Annotated in this window: 19 protein-coding genes; 10 read left to right on the top strand and 9 right to left on the bottom strand. The window is 58.2% G+C overall.

All coding sequences use genetic code 11. The features are described 5' to 3' along the window. From FY034_RS16570 to FY034_RS16590, 5 genes are all read right to left on the bottom strand, one after another. The gene (locus FY034_RS16570) at window positions 1-843 is read right to left on the bottom strand and encodes an HAD family hydrolase (RefSeq protein ID WP_265552529.1); all 843 of its coding nucleotides are present in this window, start codon (window positions 841-843) and stop codon (window positions 1-3) included. Next, complete coding sequence (locus tag FY034_RS16575; protein WP_265552530.1) at window positions 843-1,973, bottom strand: restriction endonuclease subunit S; 1,131 nt, start codon at window positions 1,971-1,973, stop codon at window positions 843-845. Before FY034_RS16575 ends, FY034_RS16570 begins: the two co-directional genes overlap by 1 nt. A gap of 166 nt (window positions 1,974-2,139) precedes the next feature. Beyond that, window positions 2,140-3,177 (bottom strand): virulence RhuM family protein, encoded by a 1,038-nt coding sequence (locus tag FY034_RS16580; RefSeq protein ID WP_265552532.1) that lies wholly within the window; start codon window positions 3,175-3,177, stop codon window positions 2,140-2,142. A gap of 151 nt (window positions 3,178-3,328) precedes the next feature. Continuing rightward, window positions 3,329-4,885: a type I restriction-modification system subunit M gene (locus FY034_RS16585; protein ID WP_265552534.1), complete on the bottom strand. Its 1,557-nt coding sequence runs from the start codon at window positions 4,883-4,885 to the stop codon at window positions 3,329-3,331. A gap of 5 nt (window positions 4,886-4,890) precedes the next feature. Then, a complete protein-coding gene (locus FY034_RS16590) occupies window positions 4,891-5,466 on the bottom strand; it encodes a hypothetical protein (RefSeq protein WP_265552535.1) in 576 nt (191 codons plus the stop codon). A 277-nt stretch (window positions 5,467-5,743) separates the two neighbouring features. Between FY034_RS16590 and FY034_RS16595 the strand changes: the two genes are divergently transcribed. The 8 genes from FY034_RS16595 (at window position 5,744) to FY034_RS16630 (ending at window position 16,836) form a co-directional block, all read left to right on the top strand. After that, window positions 5,744-8,317 (top strand): sigma 54-interacting transcriptional regulator, encoded by a 2,574-nt coding sequence (locus FY034_RS16595; RefSeq protein ID WP_265552537.1) that lies wholly within the window; start codon window positions 5,744-5,746, stop codon window positions 8,315-8,317. A gap of 318 nt (window positions 8,318-8,635) precedes the next feature. Next, entirely contained in the window at window positions 8,636-9,964 is a 1,329-nt protein-coding gene (locus FY034_RS16600; protein ID WP_265552539.1) for an anaerobic C4-dicarboxylate transporter, read from the top strand. A 126-nt stretch (window positions 9,965-10,090) separates the two neighbouring features. Then, window positions 10,091-11,863: a flavocytochrome c gene (locus FY034_RS16605; protein WP_322573231.1), complete on the top strand. Its 1,773-nt coding sequence runs from the start codon at window positions 10,091-10,093 to the stop codon at window positions 11,861-11,863. A 152-nt stretch (window positions 11,864-12,015) separates the two neighbouring features. Beyond that, window positions 12,016-13,227, top strand: a complete 1,212-nt coding sequence (locus FY034_RS16610) for a LytS/YhcK type 5TM receptor domain-containing protein (RefSeq protein ID WP_265552541.1) — start codon at window positions 12,016-12,018, stop codon at window positions 13,225-13,227. Next, entirely contained in the window at window positions 13,224-13,979 is a 756-nt protein-coding gene (locus FY034_RS16615; RefSeq protein ID WP_265552543.1) for a LytR/AlgR family response regulator transcription factor, read from the top strand. Before FY034_RS16610 ends, FY034_RS16615 begins: the two co-directional genes overlap by 4 nt. A gap of 379 nt (window positions 13,980-14,358) precedes the next feature. Further along, a complete protein-coding gene (locus FY034_RS16620) occupies window positions 14,359-15,582 on the top strand; it encodes an alpha-hydroxy-acid oxidizing protein (RefSeq protein ID WP_265552545.1) in 1,224 nt (407 codons plus the stop codon). A 60-nt stretch (window positions 15,583-15,642) separates the two neighbouring features. Continuing rightward, entirely contained in the window at window positions 15,643-16,623 is a 981-nt protein-coding gene (locus FY034_RS16625) for a substrate-binding domain-containing protein (RefSeq protein WP_265552547.1), read from the top strand. 18 nt (window positions 16,624-16,641) lie between these two features. Continuing rightward, window positions 16,642-16,836: a twin-arginine translocase TatA/TatE family subunit gene (locus FY034_RS16630; protein WP_265552549.1), complete on the top strand. Its 195-nt coding sequence runs from the start codon at window positions 16,642-16,644 to the stop codon at window positions 16,834-16,836. 64 nt (window positions 16,837-16,900) lie between these two features. Here FY034_RS16630 and FY034_RS16635 read toward each other — a convergent pair whose 3' ends face one another. From FY034_RS16635 to FY034_RS16645, 3 genes are all read right to left on the bottom strand, one after another. Continuing rightward, on the bottom strand, window positions 16,901-17,569 hold the full coding sequence (locus tag FY034_RS16635; protein WP_265552551.1) for an OmpH family outer membrane protein: 669 nt from the start codon (window positions 17,567-17,569) through the stop codon (window positions 16,901-16,903). A gap of 67 nt (window positions 17,570-17,636) precedes the next feature. Beyond that, window positions 17,637-18,818 carry a methyl-accepting chemotaxis protein gene (locus FY034_RS16640; protein ID WP_265552554.1) on the bottom strand — a complete coding sequence of 394 codons (1,182 nt, stop codon included), beginning with the start codon at window positions 18,816-18,818 and terminating at the stop codon, window positions 17,637-17,639. A 64-nt stretch (window positions 18,819-18,882) separates the two neighbouring features. Further along, window positions 18,883-20,892 carry a molybdopterin-dependent oxidoreductase gene (locus FY034_RS16645; protein WP_265552556.1) on the bottom strand — a complete coding sequence of 670 codons (2,010 nt, stop codon included), beginning with the start codon at window positions 20,890-20,892 and terminating at the stop codon, window positions 18,883-18,885. A gap of 119 nt (window positions 20,893-21,011) precedes the next feature. Between FY034_RS16645 and rfaD the strand changes: the two genes are divergently transcribed. Together rfaD and FY034_RS16655 are read left to right on the top strand one after the other, a co-directional pair. After that, window positions 21,012-22,001: an ADP-glyceromanno-heptose 6-epimerase gene (rfaD, locus tag FY034_RS16650; RefSeq protein WP_265552558.1), complete on the top strand. Its 990-nt coding sequence runs from the start codon at window positions 21,012-21,014 to the stop codon at window positions 21,999-22,001. Window positions 22,002-22,027: 26 nt separating this feature from the next. Beyond that, window positions 22,028-22,654, top strand: coding sequence for a hypothetical protein (locus FY034_RS16655; protein WP_265552560.1), 627 nt, complete (start codon window positions 22,028-22,030; stop codon window positions 22,652-22,654). 85 nt (window positions 22,655-22,739) lie between these two features. Here the strand turns inward: FY034_RS16655 and cbiB are convergent, their stop codons facing one another. Continuing rightward, the gene (gene cbiB, locus FY034_RS16660; protein WP_265552562.1) at window positions 22,740-23,687 is read right to left on the bottom strand and encodes an adenosylcobinamide-phosphate synthase CbiB; all 948 of its coding nucleotides are present in this window, start codon (window positions 23,685-23,687) and stop codon (window positions 22,740-22,742) included. Between the last annotated feature and the right edge of the window lie 27 nt (window positions 23,688-23,714).

Below are 23,714 nucleotides of genomic sequence, written 5' to 3' on the forward strand. Positions count from 1 at the left end.
TTAGCCCCTCTTACCCAACTGTATAAGTGCCGTATCTGCGGCGACCTTATCAATAATGGCCTTCACAACCGTATCAATTTCACCATTTTCTGAATAATTTGCCGGGGCAATAAAGTTTACGCGGCCTTCCTGTATAAGCTTATCCGCTTTTCCCTTGGTGCCGCGTGTATTGGGTTTATAGACGGCTATGGCGTGTCCGCCCTGTTCCTTGACCATCCGGAAACAGGGGATATCCGTATCGCCATCTCCAATAAACACCATATTTTTGAAAGGAACCGGCCGATCTTCTTTGGGAACAAACTCATTGACCTTACTGTTGTCGTACACGTTCATCACCCCTTTATTGATCCGAAAAAGGAATTGGGTTTTGGTCGTGTAGTTGACCGCCAGTGCCGGCCACTTGGCGACACCGTTGTGATCATAAACAAAAGAGGAGGCATAGATTGCAGTGAATTTTTTCGCTATTGAGGTACCTTCAATCATCTCACGGTTGCCAGATGAGATAATATAATGCTCAATCTTCAGGCCGCGCTCTTTGCCGTATTTATCGATACGGTCAAACCAGTCACGCACACCTTCGAAAAGCGTAACGGATCGCCCAAAATTAATAAAATCGGTTTTACGGACAGGCACATGCGCAGCATGGGCCTTGTCAAGCATGTGCATCATGTACATGAGAATGCTATCGGCGTTGTGCTCTTTGGCAAGCTCAGCCACCTCTTTCCAGAATGCCGTTTTTGTCATGCCGACTGACGGAACAAAGTCATACTCCTGCATATTGCCCGGTGCCAGGGTGCCGTCAAAGTCATACGCTATTGCAAAGGGGATCAATTTCTTAGCCATTAGCTGTTCTCCTTCATGCTCCGTACCCGCCACTGCCCGGTCAACAGTTTCTGCATCAAGCCGCGCTTCTGTCTGCGGCAGGCATCGGCCTGCTGCTTCAGCAGGTCGATTTCCTGGCGGGCTGTGGTGAGGATTGCAGCGATTTTTCTTTGCTCGTTGATCGCCGGCAATGCCATTTTCAAACTGAAAAAGTCCGCTTTCGTGATGTTCAACAAACCATGGCTCCTTGCACCTTCCTGACAAACCCCCACAAGCTGCTTGTTCAGCAAGCCTGCCTCAAAGGCGTGGGCCATAAAGTCAGAATCACAAGGTGCATCTGTTCTTAGGGAAAAGCAAAGATACAGTGTGGAGAGGACGCCTTGAGGATAATCTTCAAGGCGCTTGATTGCGCCATATGGATAGCCATTGGAGGAACTTCGGTTATAGGCAAATTCGCCTTTTTTAAGCAGGTAATATCCTCTGACGTCTTCTGCTGAAACGCTCTTCTTGTAGTAATCCATTTGGCTTATAAGGCCATGTTGTGCCGAGGTTGTTAAGACATTCAGCTCGTTGACGCTATTCTTTCGGGTTATCGGTTCACAAATGTCCCTGAGATAAACGTGTCGCAATCCTTCGGTACAGTTGTGAATTAATTCCTGCGTAAGCGATGTAAACCACTTCTCCTTGGCCGCAATCAGCCGCTCTGTCTTTTCGATGCTGAGATCCCAGGTGGAGAGCACGGAGGCGATGGCGGTTTGTTCGGGGAGGGGAGGAATTTCAATCTCTATTGGATAAATGAAATTCCTGTTTAGCGATGGTTGAGCACCACCAGAATTGTATGTTGAAAAATCAAACCATTTTAAAAAATGGTAAACATAATTGGTGTCATTTCCATTGAAATTCTTAACAAAAAGCACGGTGTTGTGTGCCCAAAAATCGTCCTCACTGTAAAAAGCAGTGCCGAAGCCTGCTCCGCTCCGACCGATAACAACTCCAGGGCCTTTAACATTGGCAACTGCATGAAATCCATTCAAACCACCACCCCCCATTACCGGAATATTTCCCGGAAGTCGGTCTTGTGATGGCAGGTCATAACCCCTCTGTAATTCAACCAAATCATGCAGTGTTGCTCTCTTCCAAGCGTGACTCATTCCCCCACCCTCCACCTTTTCCACCAATATCCGCAGATTTCACAGATGTACGCAGATTAAAATCAAAGACTGATTACTGAAACTGCTTAAAAACAAGATACTAAAAAGGAATGTTTAAGGTTTTATCTGCGTTAATCTGCGTAATCTGCGGACAAATCTCTCTTCCTCATTTCCCACTCCCAAACACCCGCGCCGCTTCCTCCAGCGCCTTGATCGACTCTTCCTCCCCAACAGCCTCCTTATGCTCCCGCCGTTGCTGGGCAAACTGCTCATACTCATCACGGGCATGGGCTTCCGCATGCTTCTTGCTGACCGAACCGGCATTTTCCAAAACCCGCCGGTCATTGAAACGCAAAAACTCATCCAGCTTCTGCTCCCAGTCCTTCATAAACACCTGCTTGCGCCGCAATGCCTGATCTTCTGCGAAATCAAGCCACATGGTCACAATCCTGTTCAACTGCCTGATTTCCTCCTCATTCAGGTAGTTCTTGGCAATGGTGACATCGGTTTTGCGAACCTCGCCAGCCTTGAAACTCGTGAGCCCCATATTTGACTTGGTGTGGTCGGCACGGCTATGGATAAGCTCCGGAGCGGTCATGCCGGTTGCGGCAAAATGGAGCTTGTTCTGAATAATGCTGAAGAACTTGGTAGTCTCCGGCCAGGACGGGTCATAATCACTCGCCATGGTGAAAATCTCCTTCACCCGCAGATACATCCTGCGCTCGCTGGCTCGAATGTCGCGGATGCGTTCGAGCATCTCGTCAAAATAGTCAGGTACGGCCGAACCGGCCACGGGCGGGCTTTTCAACCGCTCGTCGTCCATGGTAAAGCCTTTGACGAGATATTCCTTCAAGCGCTCCGTTGCCCAACGGCGGAATTGTGTGCCCTGCTTACTACGAACCCGATAGCCAACAGCAAGAATAGCTTCAAGAGAATAGTGGTCAATCTCCCGCGCCACCTCACGAGCACCTTCGATTTGAACTATCCGGAATTTCCGGATAGTTGCTTGCGGATCAAGTTCCTTGTCATCAAAAATATTTTTCAGGTGTTCATTAATGGTGCGGACATCTTTCTGATACAGCTCTGCAAGTAACGCCTGAGATAGCCATAAGGTTTCATTCTCGAACCGGCATTCGACTCGTGTCCGTCCATCATCTGTCTGGTAAACGAGAAACTCACCTTTTACCGGTAAATTATCAGTCATGAGCTAATTCTCCTTTGGCGCCTGTACATAACTTCATAACCATTTATTCCATCAGTTAAATATGTCGGAACCAATCCGAGCTTGTCCTCGAAATGGTCTTAACCTTCTGTGCCAGATGCAATGAACTATCCGGAATTTCCAAACAGTTGCGCTATCTTTCAATCTCCTTCAACAGCTCCGCCATCCGTGCCCGCACAGTTACCAGCTCCTTTTCCAGCTGCTCAATCTCCATCTGCACGGCATCGATATCAATCTCAACCTCCTCCTCAAAGGTATCCACATAGCGCGGAATGTTGAGGTTGAAATCATTATCCCTGATCTCCTCGAATGTGGCGACGTGGGCGTATTTATCCTCGTCCTTCCGGGCAGCAACAGCATCGACAATCTTCCGGATATGGTCGTCGGAAAGGGAGTTCTGGTTTTTCCCTGGCAGATAGTCGCGGCTGGCATCCACAAAAAGCACATCTTTACGGGTATGGTTGGCGCCACCTTTTTCCCGGCTGCGGTCGAAGACCAGGATCGCCACCGGAATAGAGGTGGTGGTGAAAAGGTTGCCCGGCAGACCGATTACGGCATCCAACAGGTTTTCTTCTATCATCTTCTGGCGGATGCGTCCTTCAGCAGCGCCCCGGAACAGGACACCGTGGGGCACGACAACCGAGACCCGCCCCTCTTTTTCCAGAGCCGATTCGACCATGTGGCTGATAAAGGCCCAATCGGCCTTTGATTTAGGTGGCACGCCGCGCCAAAAGCGGTTAAAGCGGTCACTTTCAGCATTTTCAGCGCCCCACTTGTCGAGAGAAAAGGGCGGGTTTGCCACCACGACATTGAACTTCATCAGAGCGTCATTTTCCACCAGCGCCGGACTGTTAAGGGTATCACACCATTCAATACGGGCACTGTCGGCGCCGTGCAGGAACATGTTCATCCGGGCCAGCGCCCAGGTGCTGCCGTTGGATTCCATGCCGAACAGGGCGAAGTTGCGGTCGTTCACCTCCCGTGCTGCCTCAATCAACAGACCGCCGGAACCGCAGGTCGGGTCACAGATACGGTCGCCCTGTTTTGGCCTGCCCAGTTTGGCCACCAGGGTTGAAATCTTGTGCGGGGTGTAGAACTCACCGGCCTTTTTGCCGGAGTCAGAGGCAAAACGCTCAATCAGGTAGATGTAGGTGTTGCCGATGACATCTTCTGAAACCTTGCCGGGGCTCATATCCAGCAGCGGCTTGTTGAAATCTTCCAGCAACGTCTTCAGGCGGCGGTTGCGGTCTTTGGTCTTACCGAGATTTGCCTCACTGTTGAAGTCGATGTTACGAAATACGCTCTCCAGCTTCGTCTTGTTGGCCTCTTCAATGGCATCCAGAACAATGTTGATCAGCTCACCGATGTTGGCCGCGTTACGCCGTTCATACAGACTGTAATAGTCGGCCAGAAAACGGTCTTGCACCTTGCCGGTTTTGTGGTCTTTCAGTTCAGCATACGGCAGCACAAACCGTTCCCGCTCCAACCTGCGTCTGATGCGGGTGTCATCATCGCCGTACTGCTGGCGATATTCCTCGTAGTGGCTTTTCCAGACATCCGAGATGTATTTTACAAACAACATGACTAGGATGTAGTCTTTATACTGTGCCGGATCAACCACCCCCCGGAAGGTATCGCACGCTGCCCATGCTGCATTATTAATGTCTTTTTGATCAATTTGTTCGGCCATTACCGTCATTCTCCTTGAGCCAACTGAAGTAATTGGGATGCAATATAGTGGTTTCGTTTTTCTGTAAGCATTTTCAAAATGCGCTGCTCTTCTGCCGCCAGCTCCGCCATGTCTACAATCAAACGTTGCCGGGCAATTGACGGCACACACAATTCAAGATTCTCAAGCGACTGTTTGCTGATCATCTTGAGCGCCGTGCCTGCAGCGCAACTGGCAAAGTAGGACTGGGCCGGAAGCTGACTGATATACCAGTTTAAATACGCGGGCAGGACTGATCGGCTGGTAACCCTGATACGCAGCAAGGGGGCAGCAAGAACCGCATCGCCCGGATCATCCACCAGCAGGGCTGCATTACTGGTTAGTCCGCGCGACCGGAATACCAGATCCCCCGGCTTTAGCAGGTGGTGTTCCCTTGGCCTGTCCAGGTCTACCCTTACCAGCTCATCACAACAGACACGACTGGAGCTGGTCAGGTCTTTCATCTGGATGACGGCAATCGGACCAGCCTCCATGACTTCAAGCCCCGTACGAAACGAGTAGCCTGCCTGAACATCAGCGATATTTTTTAAAACAACCTTCATACAGCTCCCCAACACAGTAACGAGATAACTGCATAATAAAAGCATCTACTGAATCCGTCAATGAATAATTTAGCAGTAACGACATTACTGCATTATTTTCAAAAGGGCTGCAGAGGCCCCGCCATATCGTTATCTGCCCTGCGGCTCCTGCGTATACGCGCCACGCCGCCATCATGGCCCCCTCCTTGCTACACCAGACTACAGCCGCTATCCGCCTGTCCGGCGCCGGCGGCGTCACTCAGCGCATCCTTTAAGACCCCGAGGAAACTATCGTTTTATGCCGGCATGTTATGAGGATCTTGCTGCAGTCCGGATCTTTGCCGGGTTGTCACCCCACGAGTTGGAGCGTATCAGCCAGCGGCTGAAGGAATGTGTCTTTTTGTCCGGCATGGTCATTTTGTCCAGAAATGCACCACCGGAAGAGCTGTACCTGATCCTGGAGGGACAGGTCCGGGTCGAGCTGCAGGACGGCAACGGCCAGATCTTTAATGTAACCGAGCTGGGCAGGGGTGAGATCATCGGTGAGCGGGCGATCCTGACCGGAGAAGCACGCACTGCCGATGTGCGGGCCATCAGCGAGGTGCGGGCCGTCAGCCTGGGCCGCAGCGATTTTGAAGAGCTGCTCCATGAAACCCCGCAGATCTACGCCAATCTCTGCCGCATCCTGGCTTATCAGCTGGGCAGCTGGGCCCAACGCCATCAACGGGAGGAGCGGGAGCACCGCGATGCAATCACCAATGTCATCGGCTGGCAGCTGCTGCCCGAGTTCGGCGCCTTTCCCGGCAACTCCTCCAACGTGCGGGCCCTCAACGCGCGGCTTGTCCAGCTGGGGCGCCAACGCAACCATGTGCTGATCACCGGTGAGCCGGGCACCTGGAAGGATCTGGCGGCACGCCTGATCCACTTCCATGCCGATGCCTCCTGTCCGGTGCTGTTTCTCGATTGCGCCACACCGCCGCCGGTGATCGGCAGCGAGCAGCGCGGCGCCATTGCGGTCAAGGATGCCCTGCTGCTTGAAATTGCCCAAGAGGCGGCCCTGTTCGGCCATGTCCCGGACGGAGCGGTCTATGCCCGGCGGATACGGCGCGGCATGCTGGAGCTGGCCGCCGGGGGGGATCTGATCCTGCGTAACGTGGACTGCCTGACTCCGGCGGTGCAGGAGCTGCTGGCACAGTTCATGGCAAGCGGCCAGTTCAAACGGCGCGGCGAGCAGCGCCTGCGCAGCGCCGAGGTCAGGATCATCGCCACCAGCAGCGAACCGCTGGCTGAACAGGCTGCAGCCGGCAGTTTCCACGGCGGGCTGTACCGCCGGCTGGCAACGGAGCGTCTGGAGATGGCGCCGCTGCGTGAGCGCAAGCATGATATCCCGCTGATCGCCCGCAGCCTGCTGGCCAGCCTCAACGCCAAGCACCACAAGCAGGTGCGGCGGATCTCCCAGGATGCCCTCAACCGCCTGGTGGACCACGATTGGCCGCTTAACGGCAGCGAGCTGTACCAGGTCATCAGCCGCGCCGTGGTGGTCTGCAACGCTGACGAGATCCAGGCGGAACATATCTTTCTGCAGGGGCAGTCCTTCGGCGGCCGCTTCAACCTGCTCTCGCTGCCGTCGCTGGAGCGGCTGGCCCGCCGCCCTGACTTCCCCCGTCTGCTACGCTGGACGACCGTGCCGCTGTTTCTGCTGGTGATGGGCTACACCCTGACCGGTCCCCGCACCGGCAATGCCGCCAACCTGGCGGTCTGGACCCTCTGGTGGCCGGCCCTGCTTGCCACCGCCTTTCTGGTGGCGCGGGGGTGGTGCAGCTACTGCCCGCTGGAGGCGATCGGCGAGTTTGTCGGCGTCAAGACGCGGGTCACCCATGAACCGATGCAGTGGCTGAAACAGTGGGGTGCGCCGATCAGCCTGGCCGGGATGATCTTGATACTGCTGGTGGAACAGGCCACCGGCATGTTTTCCCATGCCCTGGCCACCGGCATCCTGCTGGCCGGGTTGCTGGCTGCCACGGCTATGGCCGACTTGATCATCGGCCGGCGGGGCTGGTGCAAGTTTCTCTGTCCGCTGGGCCGGATCGTCAGCCTGGTGTCACGGATTTCCCTGCTTGAGATGCACAGTAACCGCACGGTCTGCGTCAGCCGCTGCCGGGTTGACGACTGCGTCAAGGAACGGGGCTGCCCGATGGGGTTGCACCCCACCGGCATCGATAACTCCGACCATTGCGTACTCTGCCTCAACTGTGTACGCAGCTGCCCGCACCACTCCATGCAGCTCGATCTGCGCAATCCGGCCTGGGGCCTGCTCAACCGCTCCCGCCACGGTTTTTATGAGGCCCTGTTCAGCGTGGCACTCTGCGGGGTGATTGCCGCTGCCAAAGGGACCCCGCTTCTGGTGGGACGGGCCAAGGAGGTCTTTCCCTCCACCGTCTGGAGCGGACCTGATTTTGCCCTGGCCGTGGGGATGGTACTGCTGTATTGCCTGGCGGCGATGGCCTGTTCAGGGGCGTCATCCGCGCTGCGCTGGCGGCAGGCCTTTACGGTCTATGGCCTGGCCTACCTGCCGCTGGCGATCACCGGCCTGTTCATGATCTACTTCCGTGCCCTGGTTGAAGGGGGAGCGCAGCTGATACCGCTGCTCTTGACCGCCTTCGGCCTGACCCAGCTGACCGATCCGGCCCGGCTCACCCCGGAACTGGGCACCCTGCGCCTGCTGATCTACCCCGGCATCCTCGCCGGGATGGCCTTCTCGCTGGTTGCCCTGGCCAGCCTGCAACGTCAGCACAGCCTGAGCGGGCCCGGCCTGTTGGGGCACCGCCTGCTGCTGGTGCTGACCACTGCCGTCTTCCTCATTCTTCTTTAGCCGATACCACCTCGAGATAACGGGCTATTCTTACCATTCCCCTCAGCTTGTCCGCCCCGCCATAACCCTGGTTATGGCTATAACGTCCGTCATCTCAGGCTATCTCGCCGATATCACTGAAATATACAGCATCAATCCCTTTCCCGCCATAACCTTGGTTATACCCTTTGGGCATCCCAAACCGGCCCCACACAGCAAAATAAATTAGCTATATCAGCATGTTACAAAAACAAATCAACATTGGCACTGTTGCTGCTCCTGTCAGGGCAAAGGCTTTCTTCGCAACCCATGACAAACGTCATCGACAGGAGGTGTACCATGTTAATGTTCTGGATCCAATTCGTGCTGGTACTTGGAGCGGTTTTAATCGGTATCCGCCGGGGCGGTGTCTCCCTCGGCCTGATCGGCGGTCTGGGGGTTTCGCTGCTGGTGCTGGGCTTCCGCAGTGCGCCGTCCGAGCCTCCCATTGCGGTGATGCTGATCATCCTGGCGGTGGTGACCGCCTCGGCCACCCTGCAGGTGGCAGGCGGGCTTGACTACCTGGTGCAGCTGACCGAGCGGATGCTGCGCGCCCATCCCAAGTACGTCACCATCCTTGCCCCGCTCTCCACCTTTTTCCTGACCGTCTGCTGCGGTACCGGCCATGCCGTCTACGCCCTGCTGCCGGTTATCTCCGACGTGGCACTCAAGACCGGTATCCGTCCGGAACGCCCCATGGCCATCTCCAGTGTGGCCTCCCAGATGGGTATTACCGCCAGTCCGGTTGCCGCTGCCGTGACCTTCTTTCTCGGCTTTGCCGCCAAGGCCGGCTATCCGGTCACCCTGGTGGATATCATCATGGTCACCATGCCGGCCGGTGTGTTGGGTGTGCTGGCAGCAGCCGCCTGGAGCTTCAACCGTGGCAAAGACCTGGATAAAGATCAGGAATTTCAGGCCCGTCTGGAAGATCCCGACTTCCGTAACGCCCTGAACGCCAACGTCACAACCCTGGACCAGAAGATCTCCACCACGGCCAAACTGTCAGTGCTGCTGTTCTTTGCCGGGGTCGGCTCCATCATCCTCCTGGCCAGTTTCCCTGAACTGCTTCCCCTTGACCACAAAGGCAAGACGGTGGCCATGACCACGGTGGTGCAGTTCGTCATGCTGGCCTTTGGCGCCTTCATCATGTTCGCCGGTAACGTCAAGGCCAAGGATATCGCCCACTCCAGCGTCTTCACCGCCGGTATGATCGCCGTGGTCTCCATCTTCGGTATTGCCTGGATGAGCGACACCTTTATCTCCGCCAACAAGGGTTATCTGATCGAGACCATCGGTGCCATGGTCAAGACAGCCCCCTGGACCTTTGCCATCGCCACCTTCTGTATCTCGGCCTTTGTCAAGAGTCAGGCCGCCACCCTGGCCATTACCCTGCCGCTGGGGCTGGCCCTGGGTCTGCCGGTGCCCCTGCTGCTGGGCCTGATGCCGGCCAGCTACGCCTACTTCTTCTTTGCCTTCTATCCCAGCGACCTGGCTGCCATCAACATGGACCGTACCGGCACCACCCGGATCGGCAAGTACCTGTTAAACCACAGTTTCATGATCCCCGGCCTGATCGGCGTCAGCACCTCAACCGTCATAGCCTACATCATCTCGCGCTTCATGTTCTAACAGATACCCCGGTTGACAACCGGTAAAACAGGGATAGCATTTCAATACATACCATCAGGCGGTCTGACCGGAATCCGGCCGGACCGCCCTCGTATCGTGCAGCGCCACCAAGAGAGGAGAACAACCATGAAACAGATGTTTGGACGGATCATCATGCTGCTGGGGCTGGCAGTCCTGTTGCTGCCCACCGGTGCACTCCGGGCCGCAGAAGGAGGGAAAAGCGCGTTGGCGGAACTGCACAAGGCCAAGCAGATCGGCTGTGCCGACTGCCACGGCACCGCCAAAAAGATCACCGTTGACGACAGCGAAAAAGGTATCAACCAGAGCTGTGTCGGCTGCCACGGCGACCTGGAGGCCGTGGGTGCCAAGGCCAAGGGGCCGATCAATCCCCACAAATCCCACCTGGGCCAGCCCAACTGCACCGCCTGTCACAGCGGTCACAGCCGTTCTCAGGCCTACTGCCTGAAGTGCCACAGCTACGATATGCCGATTCCGGGCGGCGCAGCCGCAGTAGTGCCGCTGAAACTGAAGAAGTCCGCCAGAAAGGCTGAAAGCACCGATGTTGTCGTGATCGGGGCCGGTGCCGCCGGTATGACCGCCGCCATTACGGCCCATGACGCCGGAGCCAAGGTGATTCTGCTGGAAAAACAGCCGATCACCGGCGGCAACAGCATGCTGGCCGCAGGTGGTATGAACGCTGCCGAGACCAGATTTCAGAACACTAAAGGGATCAAGGACTCGGTTGAACTGATGTATCAGGACACCATGAAGGGCGGCAAGAATATGGGGGATCCGGCTCTGGTCAGAATCCTCGCCCAGAATTCGTCCGGCTCGGTTGACTGGCTGACCTCCATCGGCGCCGATATCAGTGATGTCGGCCGGATGGGTGGTGCCAGCGTCAACCGGACCCACCGCCCCACCGGCGGCCATGCCGTGGGTGCCCATATTGCCAATGTGCTGCGTAAAAACGCTGCTGATCGCAAGATTGATATCCGCGTCAACAGCAAAGTGGTCAAGATCATTGAAGACAAGCAGGGCCGGGTAACCGGCGTTGTCGTGGAAGGCAAACACAGCGGCAGCTACACCATCAAGGCCAAGGCAGTGGTGCTGACCGCCGGTGGATTCTCCGCCAACCCTGAAAAGGTGGCCTTCTACCGCCCTGAATTCAAGGGGATGACCACCTCCAACCAGCCCGGCGCCACCGGTGACGGTCTGGAACTGGGTGAAAAGGCAGGCGCTGAGCTGAAGGATATGAAGGAGATCCAGATCCACCCCACCGTGGCTGCCGGCAGCCGGATCCTGATTACCGAGGCGGTGCGCGGTAACGGCGCCATCCTGGTCAACCACGAGGGCAAACGTTTTGTGAACGAACTGACCACCCGCGACAAGGCCTCCGCAGCTATCCTGCAGCAGACCGGCAAGTCGGCCTATCTGGTCTTTGATGAAGGTGTACGCAAGAGCCTGAAGCAGATTGACGGCTACTTCCATCTGGAACTGGTCAAGGAGGGGGCAACCATCAAGGATCTGGCAGCAGCCCTGAAGATGCCGGCCGCGACCCTTGAGACCACCATCGATACCTACAACAAGGCGGTGGATGCGAAAAATGACAGCGAGTTCAAACGGCCAGACATGCCGCGCGCCCTGCGGACCGCCAAGTACTACGCCATTGAGATCAAACCGGGCGTGCATTACACCATGGGCGGCCTGAAGATCAACACCGACACCCAGGTAATCGCCAAGAACGGCAAGCCGATTGCCGGTTTCTATGCCGCCGGTGAAGTGACCGGCGGGGTGCATGGCGCCAACCGCCTGGGGGGCAACTCCATCTCCGAGACCATCACCTTTGGCCGGATTGCCGGAGCCAACGCCGCCAAGCTGGTAAAACCTGCCACAAAGTAGTCCAGACAGACCGGCGCGGGGCGGACCATCCGTCCCGCGCCCGGTCATCCTCAGGAGCGGCGTCTTGGCCCGGTAGTGCTGGCAAAGAGCGTTCCGGTCTGTTACATTAAACACACCAGCAGCTAAAAACCTGCCAGAGATCAGGAGCACCCATGGGACTCTTTCTTGATCTGTTCGAACGCCTCGGCCTGTTTGCCATCCTGTTCATATTCCTGATCCGTTTCAAGGCCTTTAAACGTCTGCTGACCGGCATCGCCAGCAGAAGGGACAAGCTGGTGCTGGCGTTCATGTTCGGCGGGGCCGGCATCATGGCCACCTACAGCGGCTTTGCCTTTCACGGTGCCATAGCCAACCTGCGCGGGGTGGCGGTGGCCCTGGCCGGTATCCTGGGCGGACCGCTGGTCGGCCTGGCAGCCGGACTGGTGGCGGGCATCCACCGCTATGCCATTGATCCTGCCGGGCTGACCTCCCTTTCCTGCGGCATTGCCACGGTCCTGCAGGGGCTGGTGGCGGCCTGGCTCTATCCCCGCCTGCGCCGGGTCGAATACGACATCTTTGCCGCCTTTGCGGTGGGCGCCGTCAATGAAATCCTGAAGATGGCGCTGATCCTGCTGCTGGCCAAACCGTTCTCCTCGGCCCTGCACCTTGTGGCGGTACTGGCCTTCCCCTCGATTCTGGTCAACGGACTTGGCAACGCCGTCTTTGTCCAGCTGATCTCCACCGTCTTCCGGGAGCAGCAGCTGGCCAAGGCGGAGATCCGGGCGCTGCAGGCCCAGATCAACCCCCATTTCCTCTTCAATGCCATCTCCACCATCATCAGCTATACCCGCACCGACCCGGCCGTCGCCACCAACCTGCTGGTAAAACTTGCAGAGTTCTTCCGCAACAGCACCGCCACCACCGAGCGCGAGGTGCCGCTCTCGGTTGAACTGCAACACTGCGAGGCCTATCTGGCGATTGAGCAGGCCCGTTTTGAGGAGCGGGTCCGGATACACTACCAGATCGATGAGGCCGCCCTAGACTGCCCGGTGCCGCCATTGATCCTGCAACCCCTGGTGGAAAACGGCATCCGCCACGGCATCCTGCCGCGGGATGCAGGCGGAGATATCACGATCCAGGCCCGCAAAGAGCAGCAAAACCTGCATATCAGGGTTGCGGACAACGGGGTCGGCATGGACCAGGCCAAGCTGTCCGGCCTGTTGACAACCCGGCAGCATCCCACCGGCAAAGAGGGGCTGGGGATTGCCCTGAAAAACGTCAATGCCCGCCTGGTGGCACTCTATGGCCGCAAACGGGCCCTCAGGATCGAGAGCACCCCCGGCGCCGGCACGACGATCTCCTTTTCAATCCCGGTGGCCGCATGAACATCACGGTCTATCTGATCGACGACGAGGCCCCTGCCCGGCGGGAGCTGCGCTACCTGCTGGAGCAACTGCCGGGACTTGAGATTGTCGGCGAGGCCGCCACCGCAACGGAAGGGCTGCGTCTGCTGCGCCAGCTGAAGCCCCAGCTGCTGTTTCTGGATATCCAGATGCCGGGACTGACCGGGATTGAACTGTCCCAGATCCTCCAGGAACTGCCGGAACGCCCGCTGGTGGTCTTTTCCACCGCCTACAGCCAGTTTGCGGTGGATGCCTTCAATCTTGAGGCGTTTGATTATCTGCTCAAGCCGGTCACCCTGGAACGGCTTGGCAGGACCATCGACAAGGTACGCAAGCAGCTGGCCACAACGCCGCCCGGCCCTGAAAGGCCCCTGCCTGAACCGCCCCATGACGACCGCAAGTGGGTAGCGGCCCGCCAGGGCAGCAAGATCCTGCCGATAGCACCGGAGAGTATTGTCTTCGTCCGCTGTACCGAAGCGGTCACCCATATCCATACCGCCACGCGGATCTACCAGACCAGCCACACCATTACCGCGCTGCAGGAACAGCTTGAGCCGTACGCCTTCTTCCGTGCCCACCGCAACTCCCTGGTCAATCTCAACTGCATACTGGAGATCATCCCCTGGTTCAGCGGCAGCTGCAAACTGGTGATGAACGACCCGGCCCGGACCGAGATCCTGGTCAGTCGCTACCATGCCAAGGATCTCAAGAAACACCTGATCTCCCAGGTCTGACCGTAGCTGAAACCAACCCCCCTCATTCCCCCCTTGTCAGGGGGGAGGTTTTAAGCCTCCCTTGCGGTTGCCCCTCCCCTGACAAGGGGAGGCCGGGAGGGGTTAGAGATGTTTGTAGGGGTTGTATGCCTAACAATACGCGTTTCAGTGTTCAAACCATCCCAGTCCAACCGTTCACCCCCTGTTTTGTGCCATTCAGCCCCGCAATCTGCTGCTCAGCAGGTTGTGATTCAGCTTGCGCTGAAGCTGCGCTAGGCTGAAATCATCCGGGACCACCCTTAGCGTAAACCTCAACATCCCGATATTCTTTGTTTCTGTCACCAACTCCAGTTGCCGGCCCACGGGCCTGAAGCTGGAAAACACCAAAGGAGGCAAGGCCATGTCACAGATCCATGACGAGCAGGAAAGCATCTCAGCAGGTGGTTTCAGCAGGCGTGACTTCATCAAGACCGCAGCAGTGGTTGGTGCCAGCGTGCTGGCAGTACAGGCCGTGGGCAGCCCACGGGAGGCCAATGCCGCTGAGGAGGCAAAGAAGGCCGCCACCGGCGCAACGGCAGCCGCAACAGGCAAGAGTGCCCTCAAGCTGGATCAGGTCTTGAAGGTGGCCCGTGAGAAGATGTACCCGCGCTGCCGGGTCTGCCCGGAATGCGACGGCGTGGCCTGTTCCGGCGAAGTCCCCGGCATGGGCGGCATCGACTCCGGCAAGGCCTTCCGCAACAATCTGGCCGCACTGGCCAAGTATGAGCTGAATATGCGGACCTTCCACGAGATCAAGAAGCCGGACACCTCGCTGACCCTGTTCGGGGTCAAACTGTCCATGCCGATCCTCTCCGGTATTACCGGTGGTGTGACCTACAACATGGGGCTGCAGGGCAAGGTCTCGGAAGAGGAGTACATCGAGGGGATCATTGCCGGTTGTATCCAGGCCGGTACGATCGGTTTTGCCGCTGACGGCATCGGTGATCCGCTCTCGGTCTATCAGACCCGCCTGCAAACCGTGGCAAAATACCGCGGCAAGGCAGCAGGTCAGATCAAGCCCCGCACCCAGGCCGAGATCATCGAGCGGATCCGCCTGCTGGAAGCTGCCGGGGCACCGTTCTTTGCCATTGATATCGACTCGGCAGGACGGGCCTCACGGGCCCTGCCCGGCAAGACCGTGGAACCCAAAAACCTGAAGCAGCTGCGTGAACTGGCAAACGCAACCAAAATGCCGTTCATCATCAAAGGGATCATGACCGTGGATGAGGCCAAGCAGGCGGTTGACGTCGGCGCAGCCGGGATCGTGGTTTCCAACCACGGCGGACGGGTGATGGACCACACCCCCGGTACCGCCCAGGTGCTGGCGGCCATTGCCGACAAGGTCAAGGGGGATATCGTTATCCTTGCTGACGGCGGTGTCCGTTACGGTGCCGATGTGCTCAAGATGCTGGCCCTGGGGGCTGATGCGGTGCTGGTGGGCCGTCCGCTGGTGCGCGGTTCCGTGGGTGGCGGCCCTGAAGGTGTGGCCCTGATGTTGAAGAAGATGCAGGGTGAGCTGGTGGTTGCCATGACCCTGACCGGTACCGCTGATGTCAAGAAGGTCAGCAGGACTATTCTGGTTTAACCATACCCTTTCCCGGTTGCGGCAGGCTGATGCCTGCCGCAGCTGTATCAGGAGCGACCCATGTACAGAACACTCATGCTGATGATCTGCCTGCTGCTGACTCTGTCCGGTCTGTCATTTGCCACCCATGACAAGGCCCTGTTGTATGGGGGGGCCGGCCAGGGCCGGGTCATCTTTGACGGCAGGCTGCACGCGTCCAAGGGGATGGTCTGCAATGACTGCCACAGTGCCATCTTTGAGACCCAGAAGAAGGCCCTGATCACCATGCAGAACCACTTTGAGGACAAGGCCTGTTTTGTCTGCCATAACGGCAAGCGGGCCTTTAACGACTGCAACTCCTGCCACCGCAAATTCGAGGCTGCCAAGACGGTAGTCAAGCTGTACGGCGCCGCCAGTGTGGTGGACAGCCTGATCAATCCCCACAAGGCCGCGGTTGAGAAGGCCACCGGCTACAGCCTTGAGATCGTCAAGAGCAATGCCGGCAAAGGTCTGATTGATCTGGCTGATGGCAAGTGCGATGCCTCACTGGCCTCTGCCTCGGTTGAGACCGTTGCCAAGGGGGCCAAGGCCGCCGGGCGTGAGGTGGACACCTCCAAGTTACAGCTGCACGCCATTCAGATGGATCAGGTGGTCTTTGTGGTCAACCCGGCCAACAAGGTCCAGACACTGACCTTCCCGCAGCTGAAGGATATCCACACCGGCAAGATCACCAACTGGAAAGAGCTGGGCGGGGCTGACCAGACCATCAAGGTGGTCACCGATACCCTCTCCAGCGCCACCCGGGGCCTGATCAAACAGAAGGTTCTCAAAAATGAGGAGTATCTCAAGGAGACCCTGCCGGTCAATGTGGCCACCATCAGCGCCGAGGTGGCCAAAGATCCTGCCGCCATCGGCGGCCTGGGAGCCGGGTTTGTCAAAGCGGGGGTAGTGGTGGTCAAGACGGACAAGATCGAACGTCCCCTGGGATTGATCACAGTCGGCCCGCCCTCTGAAAAGGTGCGTAAGGTGATTGAGGCCTACAAGGCGGCCATAGCCAAGTAGCCGAAAGGAGAGCTGCCCATGTTTGGATTTGGTATGCCGGAACTGGTCCTGATCCTGGTGATCTGCCTGGTGGTGTTCGGACCGGGCAAGCTGCCTCAGCTGGGCTCGTCGCTGGGGGGGGCCATCAAGGGTTTTCGCCGGGCAACGGAGGAACCGCTGAGCGTTGATACCACGGCCCAGGGTGCAGAGGCCGGTGCCCGGAAGGAGGCCTGAGTGCCGGACAGAAAAAGGGCCACCGTTACCCGGTGGCCCTTTTTCTACGCAGGCTCAAAGCTGCCTACTTCGACTTTGTTTTTCCATCCAGCAGCGTGATCAAATCCGCTGTGATGTCAAGCGGCTCAACCCCTGCCCCCAGAAAAAGCAGCTCACGATTGATCACAACCGCGGCCAATCCCTTGGCCCTACCCAGCTCGTCTGCAGCCTTGCCGATCGCCTCAAACAGCCCCTTGGTCAGCTTCTGCTGGCTTTCCATCAGCTCTTTTTCCGACTTCAGGCCAAACTTCTGAAACTCTTCAATTTTTTTCTGGAATTCCCGCTGCTTTGCCTCCCGCTGCTGGGGTGACAGGCTGGGCAGCTGACGTTCGGTATCAGCCTTGAACTTATCCAGCTGCTTCCGCTTTGCCTCGACCTGCTTCTGCAATTTGGTCTGTTGCGCCTTGATCTGATGCTGGGCTGCCTTGCCCATGGCTGAGTCGGTGGAGACCTTGTTGACATCCACCACACCGATCTTTGCTACCGCCAGCGCTTGGGGAGCGGGCTTGGCTGCGGGCAGCAGGCTCAGCCCCGGAACAGGTTTCAGATCCGGTTGTGCCGCAGGGGCAGCAGACGCAGGCCCAAGAGCAGCTGACGGCGTTGCCGGGGCTGCCGGTTGCTCAGCAGCCTGGACAGTCAGGGCTGCCAGACAAAGGAAAAACGAACAAAGTGTACTGCGCACGAAACGTCGCATAAAGAACCTTTCAAACTCGAGATAGAGAAAACGTCATGGGGAGGGACGATGGCCTCCGCAACGGTTTTCAGTTGATACGGAACTTGCTGACCATCTGCTGCAGTTCTGCCGATGACGATGCCATCTGGGCAGCAGCGTTTCTGGTTTCATCGGCGCCGTGGGCAGCCTCACGGATCACGGAGGTAATGCCATGCATGCTGCCGGAAATAGCCACCGTTGAACTTGACTGTTGGGCAGCGGCGGAAGCGACATGGGATACCTGGCTGAGCAGTTCACCGATCTTTTCACGGATGCTGCCGATCGCCTCACAGGAAAGCCGCACCCCCTCGCCCCCTTCATGCACACTGCCGGCACTCTGTTCCATGGAACCGACCACGGCCCGCACATCCCGCTGCAGGGCGGTGATGATCCCCTGAATCTCGCGGGTGGCGCTGGTGGTCCGCTCTGCCAGATGGCGCACCTCATCGGCAACAACGGCAAAACCACGCCCCTGATCACCTGCCCGGGCCGCCTCTATGGCGGCGTTCAGGGCCAGCAGGTTGGTCTGATCGGCAATGTCGCTGATGGTGGAAAGGATATCGCCGATCTGGTTGGAGGTATCACCCAGGTTCTTGACCGCAGAGGTGGTCTCGGTCATCACCCCTTCAATACTGCCCATCACCACCGACATGCCGGCGATGATCCGCTCCCCTTCCCGTGAGACCTGCTCGGCCTCGGTGGCCATGGCCGACATGGTATCGCAACTGCAGGCGATCTCACTGCTGACGCTGGCCATACCATCGGCTGACTGGCTGACCGCATCGGACTGGGAGGCCGCACTGCCGGTGCCATCGGCAATGTTTTCAGCTGTCTGACGGAGCCGCTCCGATGCTGAAGCAACACTGTCGGTTGTCTGCCGGATGCCGGAGATCATGGTCTGCATGGCGGTCTGCAGGGTGGCGATGGAACGGATGATGGCACTGATCTCGTTATTCCGTTTGGCCGAAATGGTCTGGCGCAGGTTGCCTTCGGTCATTTCCTTCAGGTAGGAAAGAATCCGTTGCAGGGCATCGTTGACCGACCAGAACAGCAGGCCGCCGAAGAACGCCCCGGCCGCCACAAACAGGGCGGTGGTCAGGATTGAGTAGGTCAGGGGCAGTGAGCGGCCGGCCCCGACCCCGAAGATGATGCAGAAACTGTAGCAGGCACAGAGCAGGTAAATACGGGTCTTGATCTTTAAGCCCAAGTATTTATCGAGGAAGAAGCTCATGGGGTACTCCTTATAAATGTGTTCTAAAATAGCTACTATACCACCCTCTTCTGGGGTATTTCACCTACTTTTTTGCAGCGGCCACCTCAACCGCCACATCATAGAGGGTGCTGCCTTCACCGCAGTCGGTCAGACGCTGCGAGGTCAGGGCATTGATGCCACGCCCGGACCGGCTGCGATCAAGCCGGTAAACCCCTTCGCTGACCACGGTACCGCAGGGCACCTGTTCCGTTACCTGCAGCGCCAGCTCAACTGATCCGAGCTGGTTGTAGAGACAGACCGGCTGACCATCGTGCAGCTGCCGGGCAGCGGCATCAGCAGGGTGCATCAGCAGCGTCGGCTCTCCCCGCTTCTGCAGCAGGTCGTCGCGCTCGTTGAAGCTGGAGTTCAGACTGTACAGACTGACACTTGGCTGCAGCCGCAGCGGAAACCCGTCTGCCTCGGCATGGGTGGGCAGCAGGCAGGGCAGCGGCTGCGATTCCCGCTCATTGCGCAGCTCAATCTTCCCGGTTGGTGTCAACCAGGGGCCCCGCGGCGAGGTCGGGGGCGTCAGCAAGACCGGCTCCCCCTGCCGGAGCTGTTCGGTAACCGCAGCATCACGCCATTCATTGGGCTCGGCCAGCAGCTGGTCAATCAGGTCATCCGCCGACTGCCTGAAAAACGGCTCATCCCAGCCCATCCCCTGTGCCAGCAGACAGAAGGTTTCCCAGTTGGATTTTGTCTCACCCAGCGGCGGGATCACCCTACTGCAGCGCTGGGCCTGGTAACTGCCGTAACTGCGGTACAGATCGGGATGTTCCAGCGAACTGGTGGCAGGTAGGACGATGTCGGCATAGCGGGCGGTGTCGGTCATGAAACGTTCATGCACCACCGTGAACAGCTCCTCCCGCTCCAGCCCCTGTATGACCGCATTCTGGTCCGGGGCAATGGCAGCCGGGTTGGAATGGTAGACGTACAACGACATCACCTTGGGATCATTCAGATTATTCAGGGCCGCCCCCAGCTGATTCATGTTCACGATCCGGGTCGGACTGGTCATGAAATCCTCACGGGTGACCCGCTGCAGCGGAAAGGCGGCCCCGGTGGAGGTACCACAGAACAGACCTGCGCCTGGCCGCTGCCAGGCCCCGCTAACGGCCGGCAAGGCGGCAATGCAGCGGATGGTCATGGCACCGTTGCCATAGCGGGTCAAACCGCCCCCGACCTGGATCAGGGGGGCCTTGGCTGCGGCATAGACCCGTGCCAGACCACGGATCGTATCAGCCGGAAGACCACAGATGGCAGCCATCTGTTCAGGCTTGCAATCCGGCAGAACCTGGCCACAAAGCTCCTCAAAACCAGCCACATTGTCACGGATAAACGTCTGATCCGACAACCCTTCTGCCACCATCACCTGCAGCATCCCCAGGGCCAGGGCACTATCACTGCCCGGCTTGACGATAATCGCCCGGTCCACGGCCTGACAGGTAGGAGTCCGATAGGTATCAACGGCCCAGACCTGTGCCCCCCGTTTCCGGGCCGCCTGGGCAGCAGCCATGCTGTGGATGCTGGTGGCAGCGGCATTCAGCCCCCAGAGGATAATCAGATCACTCTGACTGCGCTCAGCAGGGTCAAGGGCCGGGGTATCACCCATGACCGCCTTCCAGCCGTAATCCTTGGCAGGGGTGCAGATGGTGCGGGCCAGACGGCTGGCCCCCAGTTTGTGGAAGAAAGGGTGACCGCTGTTGCGCTGTACCAGCCCCATGGTACCGGCATAGGAATAGGGCAGGATCGCCTCGGCGCCATACTGCGGGATGATCTCCTGCCAGCGGGAGCAGATCCGCTGCACGGCTTCGTCCCAGCTGATCGGGGCAAACCGGCCGCTGCCCTTGGGACCGGTCCGCAGCAGCGGCGTGGTCAGGCGTTGCGGCGAGTGGACGGTCTGCTGGTACTGACGCATCTTGCCGCAGATCAGCCCTTGGGTAATCGGATGATGTGGGTCAGCCTCAATCTTGACCGCCTGGTCATTTTCAACGGTTATCAGCAGACCACAGGCATCGGGACAGTCATAGGGGCAGACAGAACGGCAGAGCATGCAACACCTCCGGCAATAGCAATGAAGATAGCACCTTGCTATCGGACTGGAATTACATTTGACAGCATTCGATTCTTCGGTAATCATCCCTAACAGAATCGTGAGGGAGGAATCAAGAGATGATCATTGTAACCGGAGGCGCCGGCCTGATCGGCAGCGCTGTTGTACATGGCCTGAACCAGCGTGGTATCGAGAACATCCTGGTGGTGGACCACCTGGGTCTGACCGAGAAATGGCGCAACCTGGCACCACTCAAGTTCAGGGATTACCTTGAAAAGGACGCCTTTGAGGTACTGCTGGACAACGGCACCCTGCCAGCACGCCTTTCCGGACCGCTGCAGGCGATTATCCACCTCGGGGCCTGTTCTGCCACCACCGAGCGGGATGCCAGCTACCTGATCCGCAACAACTTCGAATATTCCCGTAAGACAGCCCTGTTTGCCAAAGAGCAGGGGGCCCGCTTCATCTATGCCTCCAGCGCTGCCACCTACGGCAACGGCGAACTGGGTTTTTCCGATGACGAAACCCTGCTGACCAAGTTGCGCCCCATGAACATGTACGGTTATTCCAAGCAGTTGTTTGATCTCTGGGCCCAGCAGCAGGGGCTGCTGACCGAGCTGGTGGGGCTGAAATACTACAACGTCTACGGCCCCAATGAGCAGCACAAGGGGGAGATGCGCTCCCTGGTGCAGAAGGCCTTTGAACAGATCTCCGAAACCGGCCGGCTCAAGCTGTTCAAATCCCACCGCCCGGACTACGCCGATGGCGAGCAGGTGCGGGACTTTGTCTATGTCAAGGATGCAGCGGCCATGACCCTGCACTTTCTGGACAACCGTGAGGCGGCCGGCATCTTCAACGTGGGGGGCGGCAGCACCGCCAGCTGGAACCGGCTGGCAACGGCGGTCTTTAACGCCATGGACCTGCCGGTGGCGATTGACTACATCGACATGCCGGAATCGATCCGCAATACCTACCAGTATCACACCTGTGCCGAGACCCAGAAGATCCGCCAGACCGGCTACACCGCAGCAACCCTCTCACTGGAGGCGGCTGTCAGCGATTACATCCGCAACTACCTGATCCCCAACAAACATCTGGGGGATGCATAAACCAGCCTGCGCAAGGAGGAATGATCATGAAAAGCATTGACGCAAAAAGCTTCATCATCGGTATCCTGGTGACCCTGCTGACCGTCTTTGCCGCAGGAGCGGCCCATGACGCCTTTGCTCCCCATGAGATCCAGCGCCTGAAACAGCTGGCCTCCTACCTGCAGGATGACGGCAACCTCAACCTGGGCAACCACAAGATTATCATGCTCGGTTCCAGCATCTATGATGACGGCTCCCAGGGAGGCGGCCTGATCATCCGCGGCGGCGCCAGCCGGGTCCATCTGCACGGCAACCCGATCATCTACGATCAACCGGAGTTCCGCCAGGGGACCATCACGATCAACAGTAACCTGAACCTGGGCAGCAGGAAGATCATCATGCAGGGCTCATCCATCTATGACGACGGCTCCCAGGGTGGCGGCCTGATCCTGCGGGGCGGCGCCAACCGGATTCACCAGCACGGCAGTTCCATCTTCTACGACAATCCGGAATTCCGCCAGACCCTCGCCCTTGGCACCGACCTGAACCTGAACAACCACAAGCTCATCATGCTCGGTTCCAGCATCTATGATGACGGTTCCTGGGGTGGCGGCCTGCAGATCCACGGCGGTGCCAACCGGATTCACACCTTCGGCCAGATGCTGCCGCATTAAGCTACCGCACCTACCCAAAACGACGAGGCACCTGGACAAATCCGGGTGCCTCGTTTGCTCTGCAGCACTGTATTTCCAGCCAGTTTCATCCGACCAATAGCCTGCACCCCACCCCGATCAGCGCCGTCAGACCGTACACCAGCCACATCAACCGCACTGCCTGCAGGATATGTCGTGCCTGCAGCGGTTGCAGCGGATCTCCCATAAACGGTCTGGTACTGGGCTGACCAAAGTAGCTGTTGACCCCGCCCAGACGCACCCTCAGGGCACCGGCCACGCTGGCCTCGATCTGACCGCCGTTGGGGCTGGGGTGGTTATGGCGGTCACGTAAAAAGATCCGCCAGGCATCAGCAGCACATAATCCCAACAACTTGGCCGCAACAATGGTCAGCAGGGCCGTGAGCCTGCTGGGAATCAGGTTTGCCAAGTCATCCAGCCGGGCTGATGCCCAGCCAAACTGCAGGTAGCGCTCATTTTTGTAGCCAAAGGTGGAATCAAGCGTACTGATCGCCTTGTAGGCCAGCGCCCCCATCGGTCCGGCCAGACAGGCATACAGCAGTGGGGCGGTACAACCGTCCACCGTGTTTTCCGCCACCGACTCCACCGCAGCACGGGTAACCTCCCCCTCATCCAGCTCAGCCGTATCCCGGCCCACCAGCCAGCTGACCCGTTGCCGCGCTGCTGCCAGATTACCAGCCTTCAGCGGACGATAGACCGCCAGGGCATGATCATGCAGGGAACGGGTTGCAAAACAGGTATAGAGCAGCAGCACGGACACCAGATCACCTAACAGCGGATGGATACTGCCTGCCAGCCTCAGCAGGCCAAAGCCAACTGCCGTCGCACTGCCCACCACCCAAAAAACAGCAACAATACCGGCAAGTTTCTGATGGGTAATCAGACGCCGCAACGGCGCTTCAGAACGCTGGGCCAGCCAGCCGATCCCCTGCACCGGGTGCGGTAACCAACGGGGGTCACCCAGCAGCAGATCCAGCAGGATAGCAAGCAGTATTTGTTGGTAGAGAGGGATCACAGACTGTTAATAGCACGCGGATAACGT

Source organism: Trichlorobacter lovleyi (assembly GCF_015239775.1).
Taxonomy (GTDB): Bacteria; Desulfobacterota; Desulfuromonadia; order Geobacterales; family Pseudopelobacteraceae; genus Trichlorobacter; species Trichlorobacter lovleyi_B.

Coding starts and splice junctions, on each gene's coding strand:
- FY034_RS16630 (WP_265552549.1), top strand. CDS start 16,642: ATGTTTGGATTTGGTATGCCGGAACTGGTCCTGATCCTGGTGATCTGC.
- FY034_RS16645 (WP_265552556.1), bottom strand. CDS start 20,892: ATGCTCTGCCGTTCTGTCTGCCCCTATGACTGTCCCGATGCCTGTGGT.
- FY034_RS16635 (WP_265552551.1), bottom strand. CDS start 17,569: ATGCGACGTTTCGTGCGCAGTACACTTTGTTCGTTTTTCCTTTGTCTG.
- FY034_RS16570 (WP_265552529.1), bottom strand. CDS start 843: ATGGCTAAGAAATTGATCCCCTTTGCAATAGCGTATGACTTTGACGGC.
- FY034_RS16605 (WP_322573231.1), top strand. CDS start 10,091: ATGAAACAGATGTTTGGACGGATCATCATGCTGCTGGGGCTGGCAGTC.
- FY034_RS16600 (WP_265552539.1), top strand. CDS start 8,636: ATGTTAATGTTCTGGATCCAATTCGTGCTGGTACTTGGAGCGGTTTTA.
- FY034_RS16595 (WP_265552537.1), top strand. CDS start 5,744: ATGCCGGCATGTTATGAGGATCTTGCTGCAGTCCGGATCTTTGCCGGG.
- FY034_RS16640 (WP_265552554.1), bottom strand. CDS start 18,818: ATGAGCTTCTTCCTCGATAAATACTTGGGCTTAAAGATCAAGACCCGT.
- FY034_RS16590 (WP_265552535.1), bottom strand. CDS start 5,466: ATGAAGGTTGTTTTAAAAAATATCGCTGATGTTCAGGCAGGCTACTCG.
- FY034_RS16575 (WP_265552530.1), bottom strand. CDS start 1,973: ATGAGTCACGCTTGGAAGAGAGCAACACTGCATGATTTGGTTGAATTA.
- FY034_RS16620 (WP_265552545.1), top strand. CDS start 14,359: ATGTCACAGATCCATGACGAGCAGGAAAGCATCTCAGCAGGTGGTTTC.
- rfaD (WP_265552558.1), top strand. CDS start 21,012: ATGATCATTGTAACCGGAGGCGCCGGCCTGATCGGCAGCGCTGTTGTA.
- FY034_RS16610 (WP_265552541.1), top strand. CDS start 12,016: ATGGGACTCTTTCTTGATCTGTTCGAACGCCTCGGCCTGTTTGCCATC.
- FY034_RS16655 (WP_265552560.1), top strand. CDS start 22,028: ATGAAAAGCATTGACGCAAAAAGCTTCATCATCGGTATCCTGGTGACC.
- FY034_RS16615 (WP_265552543.1), top strand. CDS start 13,224: ATGAACATCACGGTCTATCTGATCGACGACGAGGCCCCTGCCCGGCGG.
- FY034_RS16585 (WP_265552534.1), bottom strand. CDS start 4,885: ATGGCCGAACAAATTGATCAAAAAGACATTAATAATGCAGCATGGGCA.
- FY034_RS16580 (WP_265552532.1), bottom strand. CDS start 3,177: ATGACTGATAATTTACCGGTAAAAGGTGAGTTTCTCGTTTACCAGACA.
- FY034_RS16625 (WP_265552547.1), top strand. CDS start 15,643: ATGTACAGAACACTCATGCTGATGATCTGCCTGCTGCTGACTCTGTCC.